This window comes from Veillonella caviae (assembly GCF_003992125.1).
Lineage (GTDB): Bacteria > Bacillota > Negativicutes > Veillonellales > Veillonellaceae > Veillonella > Veillonella caviae.
The window spans coordinates 30102-46534 of sequence record NZ_RQUY01000004.1; the positions used below are offsets into that span (position 1 = coordinate 30102).

General features: G+C 41.2%; 12 protein-coding genes. 5 read left to right on the top strand and 7 right to left on the bottom strand.

The genetic code is table 11. From position 1 onward, the window contains the following. Nucleotides 1-155: 155 nt before the first annotated feature. The 4 genes from EO120_RS02385 (at nt 156) to pnuC (ending at nt 5067) form a co-directional block, all read left to right on the top strand. The gene (locus tag EO120_RS02385) at nt 156-938 is read left to right on the top strand and encodes a basic amino acid ABC transporter substrate-binding protein (RefSeq protein ID WP_127133911.1); all 783 of its coding nucleotides are present in this window, start codon (nt 156-158) and stop codon (nt 936-938) included. A gap of 278 nt (nt 939-1216) precedes the next feature. After that, nucleotides 1217-3526: a tetratricopeptide repeat protein gene (locus tag EO120_RS02390; protein ID WP_127133912.1), complete on the top strand. Its 2310-nt coding sequence runs from the start codon at nt 1217-1219 to the stop codon at nt 3524-3526. Between the two features lie 57 nt (nt 3527-3583). Then, a complete protein-coding gene (locus EO120_RS02395; RefSeq protein ID WP_127133913.1) occupies nt 3584-4348 on the top strand; it encodes a nucleoside phosphorylase in 765 nt (254 codons plus the stop codon). Further along, the gene (pnuC, locus tag EO120_RS02400; protein WP_127133914.1) at nt 4348-5067 is read left to right on the top strand and encodes a nicotinamide riboside transporter PnuC; all 720 of its coding nucleotides are present in this window, start codon (nt 4348-4350) and stop codon (nt 5065-5067) included. The genes EO120_RS02395 and pnuC overlap by 1 nt, the downstream gene beginning before the upstream one ends. Before the next feature lie 239 nt (nt 5068-5306). Here pnuC and ileS read toward each other — a convergent pair whose 3' ends face one another. After that, on the bottom strand, nt 5307-8147 hold the full coding sequence (gene ileS, locus EO120_RS02405) for an isoleucine--tRNA ligase (RefSeq protein ID WP_127133915.1): 2841 nt from the start codon (nt 8145-8147) through the stop codon (nt 5307-5309). A gap of 575 nt (nt 8148-8722) precedes the next feature. Here ileS and EO120_RS02410 point away from each other — a divergent pair. After that, nucleotides 8723-8986, top strand: a complete 264-nt coding sequence (locus EO120_RS02410) for a hypothetical protein (protein ID WP_127133916.1) — start codon at nt 8723-8725, stop codon at nt 8984-8986. A 261-nt stretch (nt 8987-9247) separates the two neighbouring features. Here the strand turns inward: EO120_RS02410 and trpA are convergent, their stop codons facing one another. The 6 genes from trpA to EO120_RS02440 all read right to left on the bottom strand — a co-directional run bounded on the left by trpA (nt 9248) and on the right by EO120_RS02440 (nt 16087). Continuing rightward, the gene (trpA, locus tag EO120_RS02415; RefSeq protein ID WP_127133917.1) at nt 9248-10033 is read right to left on the bottom strand and encodes a tryptophan synthase subunit alpha; all 786 of its coding nucleotides are present in this window, start codon (nt 10031-10033) and stop codon (nt 9248-9250) included. After that, nucleotides 10026-11222, bottom strand: coding sequence for a tryptophan synthase subunit beta (gene trpB, locus EO120_RS02420; RefSeq protein ID WP_127133918.1), 1197 nt, complete (start codon nt 11220-11222; stop codon nt 10026-10028). Before trpB ends, trpA begins: the two co-directional genes overlap by 8 nt. Nucleotides 11223-11261: 39 nt before the next feature. Beyond that, nucleotides 11262-12785: an indole-3-glycerol phosphate synthase TrpC gene (trpC, locus tag EO120_RS02425; protein ID WP_127133919.1), complete on the bottom strand. Its 1524-nt coding sequence runs from the start codon at nt 12783-12785 to the stop codon at nt 11262-11264. A gap of 184 nt (nt 12786-12969) precedes the next feature. Then, the gene (gene trpD, locus EO120_RS02430) at nt 12970-13980 is read right to left on the bottom strand and encodes an anthranilate phosphoribosyltransferase (protein WP_127133920.1); all 1011 of its coding nucleotides are present in this window, start codon (nt 13978-13980) and stop codon (nt 12970-12972) included. A gap of 71 nt (nt 13981-14051) precedes the next feature. Further along, entirely contained in the window at nt 14052-14618 is a 567-nt protein-coding gene (locus tag EO120_RS02435; RefSeq protein WP_127133921.1) for an anthranilate synthase component II, read from the bottom strand. Continuing rightward, on the bottom strand, nt 14618-16087 hold the full coding sequence (locus tag EO120_RS02440) for an anthranilate synthase component I family protein (RefSeq protein WP_127133922.1): 1470 nt from the start codon (nt 16085-16087) through the stop codon (nt 14618-14620). Before EO120_RS02440 ends, EO120_RS02435 begins: the two co-directional genes overlap by 1 nt. Between the last annotated feature and the right edge of the window lie 346 nt (nt 16088-16433).

The window sequence follows — 16433 nt, forward strand, 5'->3', positions numbered from 1 at the left end:
TATTCATATCAACATAATGATGCCTATATGGCACAAGTGCAAAAATCAAAATAATGTACCCTTAATTATACAATGTTATTGCCTATTGGTACAAAATTCCGTACAATATAAACAGATTCTATATGATTTTATTAATGCATTGGGAGGACACGTTCATGTTCAAATTCAAAAAATTGACCACCCTCGCCCTCGTAGCAGTAGCAGCTATGGGTATTTTGGCAGGTTGTGGCAACGAAAAACCAAAAATGACGCAACAAGAAGGCGTATTGCGCGTAGGTTCTGAAACTACATTCCCACCATTCGAATTCACTGAAGGCAGCAAATACGTAGGTTTCGACGTAGATTTGTCCGAAGCGATTGCGAAAAAATTAGGCCTCAAAATGGAATTCAAATCTATGGGATTTGATGCTTTGATTCCAGCTGTACAATCTGGTGATATCGACATGATTGCCGCAGGCATTAACTCTACGCCAGAACGTGAAAAAGCATTAGATTTCTCTGATGTATATTTTGACCAAGGTGGTTTCATCACTGTTGTACGTAAAGATAACGATACAATCCACAACATGGATGAATTAGCTGGCAAAACTGTAGGTGCTCAAATTGGTACTATCCCTGTAGAAATGGCGCAAAAAATCCCTGGCACTACGGTAAAACAAATCGATAGCAATGCTAATATTTTCATGGAATTAAAAGCTGGCACTATCGATGGCGCTATCATCGACAATGCGGTAGCTATGTACTACCTCAAACAAGGTGCTGATCAAGACCTTAAACTCGTTGGCGAACCAACCCAATCCCCTGGCACAGTATTGGGCGTGAAAAAAGGCAACACAGAATTACAACAAGCTGTTAATAAAGCTTTAAAAGAACTTAAAGAAGACGGCACATACGATAAAATTTATCAAAAATGGTTTGGTAACTATTTGAAAAAATAATATTTGAGGTCGAAAGGACCTCCGCCCCAAAGTTCAGAAGCCCACTTCTACCTTCGGTAGGAGCAATTCACTTTGGGGAGGAGGTCCTTTCTCGCGTCTAACTTTATTTTTACCAGACTCATAAGAGGGAGGACCGGTCTTTTCACTTTCGCTCATGTCAAGTTAGTTAGGGATAACGATGTAGTGTTGGTACGGTATGCTTTCATTATTTTTAGTCCTGTACCGGTTATGTTCATACGTTATATAATAAGCATGTATAATCGAAAGGAGGAAAATGGATGTACTTTACGGAACGGTTAGATAAGGTGTTTCGGATGATATTTATGTCCTATGATAAGGCACAGGCTAAAGATGGAGTGCGTATATTAGAGACTATTGTGAATGATTCCAATTGTGCCGAAACACCATTACAACCTAACATAACAGCCTCCGAGAAACGAGAAGTCGGCGATGCCTATGCCCTATTAGCGCGCGTGTATGCAGGGCCTCAATTCACACCAGAAGAATTAGAGTTTCCCGAAGACAATATGCGCACCTATCAATATTTACATGCTAGTATCTGCCATAAAAGCCCTATCGGAACCTTACAGGCTTTGCGCATCTCTGGAGCTATAACACCAACAGTACAACAAGACATGAGCCTCGATTTTAATGATGCTTTCACCATTGTCCTCAATCACGCAAAACAAGGCGATGCCTATTGCCAATATGTGGTGGGCAATGTATATTTTTGGGGCGATTATCATCGTATTTCCTCTGCAAAATATCGTATCGAACCGTCTGTGTCATCTTGGAAAGTGCGGTTAAGTAAATTCGCTAGTAGCCGTTCTCTCCGCTCTGCCATCCATGCTCTTCGTGGCACAATAAGCGATGAAGAACTAAAGAATATTGCCACCATAGAAGCCACCTATTGGTTTACACAAGCCCTCGACAATGGGCTCGCCTTATTTCAAGGGAATTTACGAAATATATATATCGATACCAACAATCTGGAAATGGCAAGAGCAACTGCCAAAATAGCCGCCCAGCTAGGTAATCCAACGATGATGCTCTACGCCGGCCTTGATGCGCACGAACGAGGTGATTATACCGAAGCACTGTCATGGTTTACCAAAGGAGCCTCCAAAGGTCAGTCCGAATGTATCAGCGAATTAGCGGATTATTACTTTCATTTTTATGAGGACGAAACATTCCAACGCACCATTCCTTTCGACCCGGCACGCGCTGTAGAACTCTATACAAAAGCAGCATCGCGGAACTTCCCCGATGCGGGGTATGCTGCACTACAAGCAGCCTTCGCCTATCTATTCCACATGGGATCCCTCCCTCTCGATTGGGGCCGCATTGCCGATTTAGTTCACACCGCAGCTATCAAAGAGCGCTACTTCTTCGCCTTACCCTATATTAGTTATACCCGCCTCCACGGCACAGGAGTATCGCCCAATATTCGCTACGCCGTTCAATCATTACAGCGCGTATTGGAAGAAGAGAAACGAGCGAAAGAGAAAGAACATCGCAAGCTCTTCTATGATATTACTAGCGCTTTGACTCGCGTTGCTATGGGCTACGCTTATGAAAAGGGCTATGTTACAGGCGAACCTGATTTAGACAAGGCCGTTCAATATTACGAAGAATCTCACCTGTATATAGTGCGTTATAAGGAATCCTTAGAAAGCTTCGCCGATCATCCCCGCAATTTCATACCTCTTGATGATGAAGGGGCTGAACGATTGCAAGCATTCAAGCAGATTAATGGCCACTGGGCCTACAAAGAAGGCATAACGGAATCAACAACTACAGTTCGATTGAAACACCCAGCGTATCCATGCAATGCCATTCGACTAGCTGTAAAAGAAGACTCTCAACTGTGGGACACTACAGTCTACGATTGGTCTACCATCGAACAAGCCCTAACAGAGCATAAGACCCTACGTCTTAGCTGGTATAGCAGATATGTATCTATAACGGACTATCTCCGCAACATATATGGTCTCACTGTAAAAGCCATACCAAACAATACATACCAATTAACAATGAATGGCTATCATTACGATGAAGGGCAAGAGCTGAGTTACGAAACTATCCGCACAAAAGACGAGACCTATGAGATACTCCACACATTGTATTGCGAAGAACGACTTCCTAACACCTTGGAAGGCTGGGCAATTGTAAAAGAACAAGAAACATCGACATGGCACTATGTACTAGATATAGACAACGAGCAATTCCTATTGGAAAACTACGACGATGCAACCGCTATGATTCAAGCCGCTTTAGATGGAATCAAAACCAAACGATATCAACAAGTCAACATTCGGACTCACGATTTTATAGGCCCATCCTATTTCATTTACCATGGAAATCAACACAATCCATTTCGCGTCCAACTTTTATTAAAAGAAGGAGCTCTAGAAATGCCTATTGACGACGGTGATATCATAAATATTCCTGGACAATCCTATTTATTTGAAACCTACTTTAACAGCCAAATATCCCTGAACTATTGGTTGCAAAAAACAACACAAACCTTAGATGTACCTGATGTATCGGAATGGAAACAAATATCCGTACCTAAACATTTACAATAATATAGTATATTTTATATACTTATTATAAAATATAGTTTTATACTGAGGAGTCCTTATATGGAAACAAGAGATAACTATCAAGAGGTTCAGGAAGCCCCTCAACCTCACATTCAATTAACATCCAGCATCGGTACAGCGAAGGCGATTATCGTAGGCGATCCGAAACGAGTAGATACCATCGCAGCTCATTTAGACAATGCTACGCCACTCGCTTACAATCGGGAGTACAAATCGGTAGTAGGAACCTATAAAGGACAGCGCATATTAGCCATGTCTACTGGTATCGGTGCACCGTCTGCAGGTATTGGTATCGAAGAATTACATAATATTGGTATTCAATACATCATCCGCGTCGGTTCTTGTGGTGCTATGAAGTCTGCTATTGGCTTAGGTAAAACGATTATCGCTGAAGGTGTTGTTCGCGACGATGGCTTATCTCGCCGCTATGTACCGGAAATCTATCCCGCTGTGCCTTCTTCCATATTATTAAATTTAGCACATCGTCATGCGCCAAATGCCTATTACGGTATCATCCGTTCTCACGATGGATTTTATTGCGATAACAATCAAGATGTTGAATCCTTTTGGGCCAACAAAGGTATCTTAGCTGACGATATGGAATCAGGCATTCTTATGGTCATCGGTCGTTTACGGGGACTGCACACATTATCTATTCTTAATAATGTAGTACTCTACCAAGGTGATATAACAGAAGGCATCAATAATCTAGTATATAACGAGAACTCCGTTTCCCATGGTGAGGAACAGTCAATCCTCATAGCTCTCAATATTTTATCGGATCAAGAATTGGAGAATCATTAATGACAACAACATCTAATAACTGGTTATATAATCAACTATTTACAAATTGGAAAACTTTTGAAATCTTTTACGTTCTATGTTTACTACTTGTACAAATCGCTGTCTTCATAGCCGTACCAGATAGTACTATTGGCATGATTTCCGGCATTTGCGGTGTGCTGTGCCTCGTATATGGTATGAAAGGACGAAAAATCTCATTCCTCTTTGGCGTTATTCAATGTATAGCCATGACTTATGTGGCTTGGATTAGTCAAGCTTACGGTTCCTTTGCCATGGGCATTGTGTATGTCATTTCTCAACCTATCGGCTGGTACTTATGGGGTAAAACACAAGAAACAAAATCCTTTGCTCCTGGAACACGAAAAAAAGTTTGTGCTATAGCGATCCTCGCTTGGGCCATTGGTTGGTTCATATTAGCTCAGTTAGGTGGTCAATTGCCATATTTTGACTCCATTAATTTTGTCATTAGTTTTATTGCCCAAATTCTCTATATCTTCAAATACAATGAAAATTGGTCTTTGTGGATTTTTGTAAACATCGCCAATATCATATATTGGTCAGCTCTATCCATTCAAACGCTAACAGGTGACACTACCGTAGGCTCCTTAGGAGCTAACTTATCTCAAGTAGCTCTCCAAGCAGCCCTTCTATTCAACTCTATTTATGCCACAAAAGTGTGGTCTAGCGGCGAAGCCAATAACGAAGGCGGTACTTTGTAATAATTTTGATGTAGAATGCAAATATTGTTCTTAGTCATACTCATTTCCTGTATAATGTAGCTTTAACTAATCAAATTGAATATGGCAAGCAAAAACGCAGATAGTTAGTAAATAAAACTAACTATCTGCGCTTTTCTTTTATCCTACTATAGATTTACGCCTCAACGACTGCCTCTATTGCAACTAGACTCTTCTAATTCTAGCAATACAATCGTCCAATCAATCGTTTTATTGTATCATTAATCCCCTAATGTTTTCACTACTTCTGCGCAACGATGGCATAGTGTTGGATGTTCACTGTCGGCACCAACAGAGTCGCGGTGAATCCAGCAACGCTCGCATTTTTCGAGTTCCGATGCAGTAACTACTGTAGCAACGCCTGTGTCTTCGTCTGCTACCGCATCTGCAGGTGCTTCACCAGTAGAGATATGTGCTTCGGATACGATAACCAACTTAGCAAGGCCTTCTTCGCCAAGGGCTTCGAGGGCTGCTAAAGCATCGCCAGATGCGTATACAGTAATAGATGCATCCAATGGATGGCCGATTGTTTTATTTTGCCGTGCTGTTTCCAATGCTTTTTGGATAGAGCTACGCAATACTAACAATTGATTCCATTTATCTGCCAATGCTTGATTATAATGCTCTGGGTGACCTTGTGGCCAATCGATGAGCATCACAGACTCAGGCATACCGTCTTCTTTTGGCATGTATTTCCATACTTCTTCAGCTGTGAATGAAAGCACTGGAGATACCATAGCTACCAATGTTTTCAAGATTTCATACATCGCTGTTTGAGCAGAACGACGAGCTACCTTGTTTTTGCTTTCAGCATACATAGTATCCTTCATCACATCTAGGTAGATGGAGCTAAGGTCTACGGTACAGAAATTGTGAATTGCATGGTACAACATATGGAATTCGTAATTTTCATATGCTTCTGTTACCTTTGCCCGCACTTCTTCAAGGCGCAATAACGCCCATTTATCAAACTCAGACAAATCAGCATAAGCTACTGTATCTGTATTTGGATTGAAATCATCTAAATTGCCAAGCAAGAAACGGAATGTATTACGAATTTTGCGATATACTTCGGACAATTGTTTTACAATGTCTTTAGACAAACGTACGTCTGCTTGGTAATCTGCAGAGGATACCCACAAACGCATAACGTCAGCGCCGTATACATCGATGATGTCGCTAGGTGCTACTGTATTACCTACAGATTTAGACATTTTGCGACCTTCGCCGTCCACAACGAAGCCGTGAGTCAATACGGAATTGTAAGGTGCCTTACCTGTTGTTGCCACTGCAGTTAACAAGGAAGAGTTAAACCAACCGCGATGTTGGTCAGAACCTTCTAGGTACATCGCACATGGTACATCGAGGCCATTTGTTTCTAAAACACCAGACCAAGAGGAACCAGAGTCGAACCATACGTCCATGATATCTGTTTCTTTTTTGAATTCATCATGACCGCAATGAGGACATGTAAAACCTTGTGGCAACAACTCTTTTGCAGAATGTGCCCACCAAGCATCAGAGCCTTCAACGGCTACTTTTTCTTGTAATGCGTGGATTGTATCATCGTTGATGATGTGCTCGCCGCAGCTTTCACAATAGTAAATAGGAATTGGCACGCCCCAAATACGTTGACGGGAAATAACCCAATCGCCGCGGTCGCGAACCATGTTAAAAATGCGGTCATGACCCCATTTTGGAATCCATTGCACTTGGTTATCAATAGCGTCGAGAGCCTGTTGACGATAACCATCTACGGAAGAGAACCATTGTTCAGTCGCGCGGTAGATAACAGGATTTTTACAACGCCAGCAGTGTGCGTATTGGTGACGAAGGCTAGATTTATGAAGCAATGCATTGTTGTGCGCTAAAATTTTAATAACAGGCACTTCTGCATCGTGAATTTCTACGCCCGCCAATGGGAATTCAGTATCACCATAACGATTATCATCTACTTGTTTTGTGTAATTACCAGTTTCATTGACTAAAGAAATGATAGGCAACTCAGTTTTGCCTTCTTTGTTATAGCGCATAACAATGTTAAAGTCGTCTTCACCATGTGCAGGTGCCGTATGAACACAACCGGTACCAGCCTCAAGAGTTACATGGTCGCCTAACAATACAGTAGATGTACGTTCCACGAATGGATGTTTAAACTCTGCTAATTCAAGATCTGCACCAGAGAAACGGTTTACGATTTCATACGCTTCAATGCCGATGTCCTTCATAGCCGCATCAACAAGTTCTGTAGCCATCAAGTAGTACTCATCGCCCACTTTAACCCAGCCATATTCCAATTCAGGATTTACAGAAATAGCCACGTTAGCAGGCATTGTCCAAGGTGTGGTAGTCCAAATAACAGCATAAGCTTGTTCAGGATTTAAACCTGCTGGCAATGTTACTTTTTGCTCAGACACGTAAGGGAACTTTACATAAATAGAGAAAGATTTTTTCTCAGCATATTCAATTTCCGCCTCTGCCAATGCCGTTTCACAATGTGTACACCAGTATACAGTTTTAAGGCCTTTATAAATATGGCCTCGTTTTGCCATTTCGCCGAAGATACCTAATTGTTTTACTTCAAACTCAGGACGTAATGTCAAATACGGACGGTCCCACTCGCCTAATACGCCGAAACGGATAAAATCTTGTTTTTGATTTTCTACGCATTCTAACGCATATTCCTTACATTTATTGCGCAAATCAAGAGGCGCCATTTCATGACGGTTAAGACCTGTGTTTTTGATAACCGCATGCTCGATTGGCAAACCATGCGTATCCCAACCTGGGATATAACGAGTGTAATGACCTGTCATAGTCTTGTATTTCATAATAATGTCCTTCAATGTTTTATTGAGGGCATGACCTATGTGTAATTTCCCATTTGCATATGGAGGGCCATCATGCAAAATGAATGGTTTTCCTTCTTTGCGAAGCTCCAAACGTTTGTTATAAATGTCATTGTCTTGCCAGAATTTCAAAATCTCCGGTTCCCGTTTCGGCAAATTGCCGCGCATTGGGAATTCCGTTTCAGGCAAATGTAATGTTTTACCGTAATCCATGATATTCTCCTTTATATAAAAAATCGCCCGTCCCCGAAGGGACGGACGTTATATCCGTGGTACCACCCTACTGACCTTCACTAGTAATAATGAAAGCTAACGCTCCTATTCAATCATTCTAGTCCGTAGGATACTGTGTAATTCCAATATCGCCCCTAGTCCATTGATGTGCGATGCTCTCTGTGAAAGCCACTTTAACATATAACGGTGTTCACCGGCAGTTACCTGCTTGCTCCAAAGTGATTCGCCTATCTCCTGGTTTTCAAACCTTTCAGCCCATGAGTTTGATCTCTGCTAAACCATCCTGAAATACGCCGTCTTTTTCAACGCAATATTTATATACTAGATAATTATAGAGCCCTTAATAGGCTGATGTCAAATACAATTTTCATCATATATAATCACTTTTCTTTTTTGTCTTCATCTTATATTCACTACAATTCATTACACTATAGTTGTATCCGATATACCTTTTATAAAAAAGTACTTTGTAATATACTACAAAATATAATATATTACATTCTAATGTAAGGTATTTTGGAAATATAAAATATAAGATTTTAAAGGAGACGATTATGAATATGTTAAAAAAATCTTTATTATTAGCTGCCTTTGGTTTATTAGCAGCTACAGGCATTAACTCGGCTAGCGCTGCTGACATCCACAAGGACTATCCAAATTACGAGTTACAACAACATAAATATGATGTAAAAAAAGCCGACACTTATAACAAAGAGAACAGCAACAAAGAAACACATAACAAAGAAAAAGCTAAGAAAGAGAAACACAAAAACAAGCAACATATAGAGCGCAAAACAGATTGCCCACTTCAAAAATAATCCCTAATACACACTATTTACACACATTATTTATGTCCACACATAAATACCTCTTTTAACACACACATAACACACAATATTGATGTAACACACCCATACATCAAAATAACTCTCATACAAATAAACAACACACACTATTTAAAATCCTGATACATACGTTAAAAATCCCAGAAGCCTAGATAATCAAACCTAGACTTCTGGGATTTTATTATTGAAGATACAATATAATCGTATTTCACTAGCTTTTTTATTTTGACGTTCTCATGCCTGAGCAACCGCAGCTTTCATAGCTTTCACATAGTCAAATAATACATCATCAGCCTTATCGCCATGTTCCGCCACTATTTTCACGATAGCAGATCCTACGATAGCACCGTCAGATACTTTTGCCATAGCTGCCGCTTGTTCTGGTGTAGAGATGCCAAATCCCACCGCTACTGGTATATCTGTGTATTTACGGATAGTATCAACAATAGATTTAATATCTGTTTTAATTTCGCTACGCATACCTGTAACTCCGAGGGACGATACACAATATACAAAGCCTTCTGCTTCTTTGGCAATCATTTCGATGCGATTTTCAGAAGTCGGTGCTATGAGGGACACTACTTCTACACCATGTTTTGATGCAAAATGTTGGAGTTCCCCTTTTTCTTCAAATGGCATGTCTGGTACGATAACACCAGCGATGTTCACCGCTTCGCAGTAGGCAAAGAATTTTTCACAACCGTATACGTAAATAGGATTTACATAGGTCATGAACACTAATGGAATTGTAATAGCATCATTACCAGTGCGCAAACGGCGTACCATATCGAAAATATCATCAATTTTAACACCTGTGCTAAGGGCACGCGTACTCGCTGCTTGAATGACCGGACCTTCTGCAGTAGGGTCAGAAAAAGGAATACCGATTTCAATCATATCCGCACCAGCTTTCACCATTGTCCGAATATATCGTTCTGTTGTAGCAATACCGTGGTCACCAGCAGTGATGAACGGAATGAATGCTTTGCCGTTTTTAAAAGCGTCCTGAATCTTACTCATGAATGTCCACCCCTCTATATTTCGCCATAGCCGCTACGTCTTTATCGCCACGACCAGATAAACAAATAATAATGATATCGTCCTTACTCATAGTAGGGGCGATTTTTCGTGCATGAGCCACCGCATGGGCGCTTTCAATAGCAGGAATAATCCCTTCTAAACGGGACAAGTATTCAAAAGCATCTACTGCTTCATCATCTGTTACAGGCACGTATTCTGCACGACCACTATCACGCAAATGAGCATGCTCAGGGCCGATTCCAGGATAATCAAGGCCTGCAGAAATAGAATATACCGGCGCAATTTGACCATCTTCGTCTTGGCAGAAATAAGATTTCATACCGTGGAAAATGCCTACCGTTCCCTTCGCCATCGTTGCTGCATGTTCTTCTGTATCGATACCGCGACCGGCGGCCTCGCAACCGATAAGTTTTACATTCTCATCAGGAATGAAATTATAGAACATACCGATAGCATTGGATCCACCGCCTACACAAGCCATCACCGCAGTAGGCAACTTACCTTCTACAGCGAGAATTTGCTCACGCGCTTCACGGCTGATGATAGATTGAAAATCTCGGACGATGAGTGGGAATGGATGGGCCCCCATAACGGAGCCAAGCACATAATGAGTATCCGCCATGCGATTAGTCCATTCCCGCATCGCTTCGGAAACGGCATCCTTTAGCGTGCTAGTACCACTCGTTACAGGATGCACCTTCGCACCAAGCAGTTCCATACGATATACATTGAGGGCTTGACGTTCGCAATCTTCAGCCCCCATGAACACTTCACATTCCATACCCATCAAAGCAGCTACAGTAGCCGTTGCCACACCATGTTGACCGGCCCCTGTTTCGGCGATAACACGAGTTTTTCCCATTCGTTTTGCCAATAACATTTGACCAATAACATTATTTAGTTTGTGGGAACCAGTATGATTTAAATCTTCCCGTTTCAAGTAGATTTTAGCACCGCCTAAATCATTAGTCATGCGCTCTGCAAAATATAATAAGGACGGACGGCCCGTATATGTCCGATGCAAATCCTCTAATTCGCGGATAAACTCTGGGTCATTTTTATATGTATTATACGCCTCTTCTAATTCGATAACGGCATTCATCAATGTTTCAGGCATAAATTGGCCACCAAACTCACCAAAATAGCCATGTCTTTGTTGTTCGCTCATATAACAACCTTCCTTAAATAACTACGAAAACTATAGTGCCTACTTATTAATAGCACTTACTAACTCCATAAAAGCCGAAATTTGTTGAGCATCTTTTCGCCCCTCTATTTCTACGCCACTGCTAATATCAATACCATAAGGGCGAACAGTACGGATGGCACGTGCTACATTTGTTGCATCGATACCTCCAGCTAACATAAAAGGTCGCTCAACTGTATCAAGGCTAGTCCAGTCAAAGCTATGACCTGTGCCGCCCCGTTCATCTTCGTGATATGCATCAAAGAGGAGCATATCTGCCGCACTATCTAGCCAAGCCTTTGCATCATCAGCATTACACACCTGTACTGCTTTCCATATATCAGCTGTGGTTTTCTCTTTCAATACTTGAATGAAAGTTTCATCTTCATCACCATGTAACTGCACCACATCAAGCCCTGCTATGTCCACTGCAGACACAATGTTTTCTATGGTTTCATTAACGAAAACACCTACAGTCTTAATACGCTGTGATGCGTGTTCTACATCAGAACCATTTGTATCATTCCCATTCAGATCAACCGCATCAGATTCCTTTACTTGTTGAGACCATGCTTGAGCGGCAATGTTAATATACGCACTTTCTTTACGGCGCAATTCTAACACCAGTTCCTTCGCCTCTGCCACTGTCACTTGTCGTTTACTCGGTGCAAACACAAGACCCATGTAATCTGGCTTAGCTTCTACAATAGCAGGAATTGTTTCTATCTTTGAAATGCCACAAATCTTAACAGCTGGTTTATAGTATATAGAACCATATAAATAAGCTAATTTTTCTATTTTATTAGAGGCCCGCATAAAACTTTCACCCATCAAAGCGACGCCAATATGATTGTCCCGCAATACTTGAATATCCTCAGGTGTTTCAAGACCGCTTTCAGATACAAATATAACATCATCGTCCACCAAATTGCGAAGACGCACGCTGTTATTCACATCTACGGTAAAGTCCTTGAGATTACGATTGTTCACACCAATAATACGAGCACCACAATCGATAGCCATTTGCACCTCTTCCGCATCATGGGCTTCCACCAAGGCGGACAATCCCAAAGAGTCCGCCAACTGACGGAATCTTGTCAATGCAGATACATCAAGGCACGCACAAATCAAAAGAATAGCCGATGCGCCCCATATTTTAGCTTGATAAATTTGGTACTCATCGATGATGAAATCCTTGCGCAGCACAGGAATATTTACAGCTGCAGCAATCTCTTGTAAATACTGTTTACTACCTTTGAAAAACTCCGGTTCTGTTAATACCGAAATAGCAGCAGCACCAGCTAATTCATATTCCTTAGCAATCTCTAGATAAGGAAAATGCTCAGCAATAATGCCTTTTGAAGGAGATGCTTTTTTTACTTCACAAATAAAATTAAAATCTTGTTGGCGCAACGCCGCCTCAAAGGGAAATCCTGTATCACTAGGCAAGGCTAATGCCGCCGCTTTTACATCTTCTAAGGGCTGTTCTAATTTCTCCGCTGCCACCCGATGTTTCGTAGATTCTACGATTCTATCTAATATCATTACAACCTCTCTTACATCCTATGAGGTACTCTAATACATTCAATAGTACTATATAATCCCCCTACAACACGCTGTATACTATCATCATATGAAGTCATTAACTCATTGTAATAATGCGAAAGCCTATTCAGTAACTTATCACAACACGCTGTATTCTATCATATATAGGGTACATCTTATATAATTATACGTTTTGTGTAGTTCTTACAAATTCTTCTAGTGTAGCCAACGCTTTTCCTGAATCAATCATATCTTTGGCAATACGAAGCCCTTCTTCTAAAGTTATATCGTCTTTGCCTAGGTAAATAGCCATGCCTGCATTTAATAACACTGCAGTCCGTTTACCGTCTTGCTCACCACCAAGAATACGGCGAGTAATATCTGCATTCACAGCAGCATCGCCACCAACAAGCTCATCTTGTGTGGCATAGTCAAATCCGTAATCCTTTGGATCAAATTCATAGGATTTAAAAGTACCATTGTTGATTTCACAAATATAACTTTTACCAGTAGCGGTAATTTCATCAAGACCATCGAATCCATGAACTACAGCACCACGTTTTACGCCAAGATTAGATAATACTTGTGCCAACGGTTCCACCAAGGATTTGTCGTAAACACCCATCAGTTCTACAGTTGCCCCTGCAGGGTTTGCCAAAGGACCTAAAATATTGAACACCGTGCGAACCCCTAACGCCTTGCGCACAGGACCAGCATATTTCATAGCTTGGTGATACACTGGAGCAAACATAAAGCACATATTGGTCTTATTAAGAACTACTTCGTTTTGGGCGCCATCTAATTCTAATTTACCGCCTAAGGCTTCGATTAAATCTGCAGCGCCACATTTGCTAGATACACTGCGATTACCATGTTTCGCTACTGGAACGCCAGCGGCAGCGATAATAAAACTAGCAGTAGTAGAAATATTGAAAGTATTCGCTTCATCACCACCAGTTCCAACGATTTCTAGCACAGTTCCTTCGTGTGGTACAGCACCAGCTTTTTCACGCATAACAGTAGCAAAAGCCGTCACTTCCTCTACAGTGGCACCCTTAGCCGCTAAAGCACATAAAAAGCCAGCCATCGGCACCGCTTCTATTTCACCTGACATAATTTGATTCATCGTAACCTTCGCTAAATCATAAGATAAATCTTGGTTATGTGTAACCTTATATAATGCTTCTTGTATCATATATAACTCCTTTATATCTACTACCATTACAATTTATCTTGAAATAGTAGTAGCTTGAGCAATAGGCTCATTTATTTAGATAAGAAATTGCGAATCATTTGTTCCCCATTCGGTGTCATAATAGATTCTGGATGAAATTGTACACCGTAAATTGGATAGTCTTTATGTTCTACGCTCATCACTTCGCCATCTGCTGTAATAGATGTAACGATTAACGCTTCAGGTATGGTGTCATCCAAAATGGCCAATGAATGATATCTAGCTACAGGAAATTCTTCTGGTATATTAGCCAATAATTTAGATGGATGTACTTGTTTAGCAATGCTTTGTTTACCATGCATCACTTGCTTTGCATAAGATACGGTACCACCGAATACTTCACCGATGGCTTGATGACCAAGGCATACGCCGAGAATGGGAAATTCCCCTTTACACTGCCGTAGCAAGTCTTCATATACACCTGCATCAGCTGGGCGACCAGGTCCTGGCGATAAGATAACATAGTCTGGTTGTAACGCCCGAATTTCGTCTACTGTTAATTCATCGCTACGGATGACTTTAATATCAGGATCAATGGAACCGACCAGTTGGTAAAGATTAAAAGAAAAGCTGTCGTAATTATCAATAAGGAGTACCATTATTCTACCTCCTGTGCTTGTGTAATAGCGGTTACCATAGATTGGGCCTTATAAATTGTTTCATTATATTCATTCTCAGGTACACTATCTCGTACGATACCACCACCAGAGCGAACAAATACGCGGCCACCTTTATTCATAGCCATACGGATACCAATACATACGTCCATATTACCAGCAAAATCAATATAGCCCACTGCACCACCGTAAACACCACGAGGGCTTTTTTCTAATTCGTGTAAAATTTCCAATGCTCTAATCTTCGGTGCCCCCGACAAGGTGCCAGCTGGTAATGTAGCACCAATAGCATCTAAGGCATCACGGCCCTCTTGAATATGACCTGTTACAGTACTTGTAATATGGATTACATGAGAAAATCGTTGTAATTGATGAAGTGCGTCTACTTTCACAGAACCGAATGTAGAAATTTTACCTAAATCATTACGACCTAAATCGACGAGCATATTATGCTCTGCCAATTCCTTCTCATCAGTAATGAGTTTTTGCTCAATCGCCTTATCTTCAGCCTCTGTTTTCCCTCGTGGCATAGTGCCTGCAATAGGGAATGTATACAAGGTTCCATCTGTAAGTTTCACCAATGTCTCTGGAGAAGCACCTGTCAATTCCACATCCCCACCAGATAGATAAAACATATATGGCGATGGGTTAATGGTACGAAGCACACGATAGGCATTGAGCAAGCTCCCTTCAAACTGCGCTTCACGGCGATTGGATACAACGGCTTGGAAAATATCCCCTTCCTTGATGTAATGTTGGGTTTTCTTCACCACCGCTTCAAATTCATCCTTTGTAAACTCCGACGTAAACTCAGATTTCAATACCCCTCTTGGCACATCTGCTTCTTCCCCATATTTCACTAGGTCTGCTAATGCTTTCAATTCGATTTCCGCTTTGCGGTAATTTCTTTCAATATCATCGGTGCCAATATTGGCGATAAGATAAATTTTATTTTTATAATGATCGAATGCAATGACCTTGTCAAAGAGCATCAAATCAACATCATTAACCATCGCCGCATCATCATCTGGCACGTGGAAATCGAGGGTAGGCTCAATATAGCGAATGTATTCACATGCAAAATAACCGACGAAACCACCGGTGAAAGTAGGCAATTCTTCGAGACGAGGACTCTTATATTGGTTCAAAATATTACGAATTTCCCCTGCTGGGTCAGAACATGGAAATGTACGCGTCACACTATCTTTGATAGTCATTTGATGATTTTTACAGAACAGCTCAATCTTAGGATCATATCCCAAGAAAGAATAGCGCCCCCAATGATTACTATTATCCGCACTTTCTAATAAATAAGTATGTCCAGACACTTGTTTCAACGCTTTAAGTACACTAATTGGTGTCCGCACATCGGACAAAATCTCCATATACACAGGCACAATATCGTAACCAGGTGCTATCGCTTTCACACGGTCAATACTTGGCTTCATCATAAGAACCTCCATCTGGCATAGCCAATAAAAAAACTCGCCCATGACAATCTAACGTCAAGGACGAGTTTACAGTTCTATATCATCGGACTAAGACCGATACGTTCTATAAATCGCGGTACCACCTTGTTTGAATGCAATGCATTCCCCTTTCGCAGGATACTAACATATCCCTCACGACTAACGCTCGTGTGACGTCGCACCATACTAGGAATGATATATGTGAAAACTCATTCCGTTCCCTGCGCCCTCGGTGGTCCATTTAATAAGCTGCATACTACGGGTTCTCAGCTAATCCCGCTCTCTGTGAGTGCATTTCCTATTTTTATCTCCACCTCATCGGTTTATG

Bases quoted from the DNA above. Each gene is read 5' to 3' on its own strand.
- ileS (WP_127133915.1), bottom strand. From the start codon at position 8,147: ATGGATTACGGTAAAACATTACATTTGCCTGAAACGGAATTCCCAATG.
- EO120_RS02410 (WP_127133916.1), top strand. From the start codon at position 8,723: ATGAATATGTTAAAAAAATCTTTATTATTAGCTGCCTTTGGTTTATTA.
- trpB (WP_127133918.1), bottom strand. From the start codon at position 11,222: ATGAGCGAACAACAAAGACATGGCTATTTTGGTGAGTTTGGTGGCCAA.
- EO120_RS02390 (WP_127133912.1), top strand. From the start codon at position 1,217: ATGTACTTTACGGAACGGTTAGATAAGGTGTTTCGGATGATATTTATG.
- EO120_RS02440 (WP_127133922.1), bottom strand. From the start codon at position 16,087: ATGATGAAGCCAAGTATTGACCGTGTGAAAGCGATAGCACCTGGTTAC.
- pnuC (WP_127133914.1), top strand. From the start codon at position 4,348: ATGACAACAACATCTAATAACTGGTTATATAATCAACTATTTACAAAT.
- EO120_RS02395 (WP_127133913.1), top strand. From the start codon at position 3,584: ATGGAAACAAGAGATAACTATCAAGAGGTTCAGGAAGCCCCTCAACCT.
- trpD (WP_127133920.1), bottom strand. From the start codon at position 13,980: ATGATACAAGAAGCATTATATAAGGTTACACATAACCAAGATTTATCT.
- EO120_RS02435 (WP_127133921.1), bottom strand. From the start codon at position 14,618: ATGGTACTCCTTATTGATAATTACGACAGCTTTTCTTTTAATCTTTAC.
- trpC (WP_127133919.1), bottom strand. From the start codon at position 12,785: ATGATATTAGATAGAATCGTAGAATCTACGAAACATCGGGTGGCAGCG.
- trpA (WP_127133917.1), bottom strand. From the start codon at position 10,033: ATGAGTAAGATTCAGGACGCTTTTAAAAACGGCAAAGCATTCATTCCG.
- EO120_RS02385 (WP_127133911.1), top strand. From the start codon at position 156: ATGTTCAAATTCAAAAAATTGACCACCCTCGCCCTCGTAGCAGTAGCA.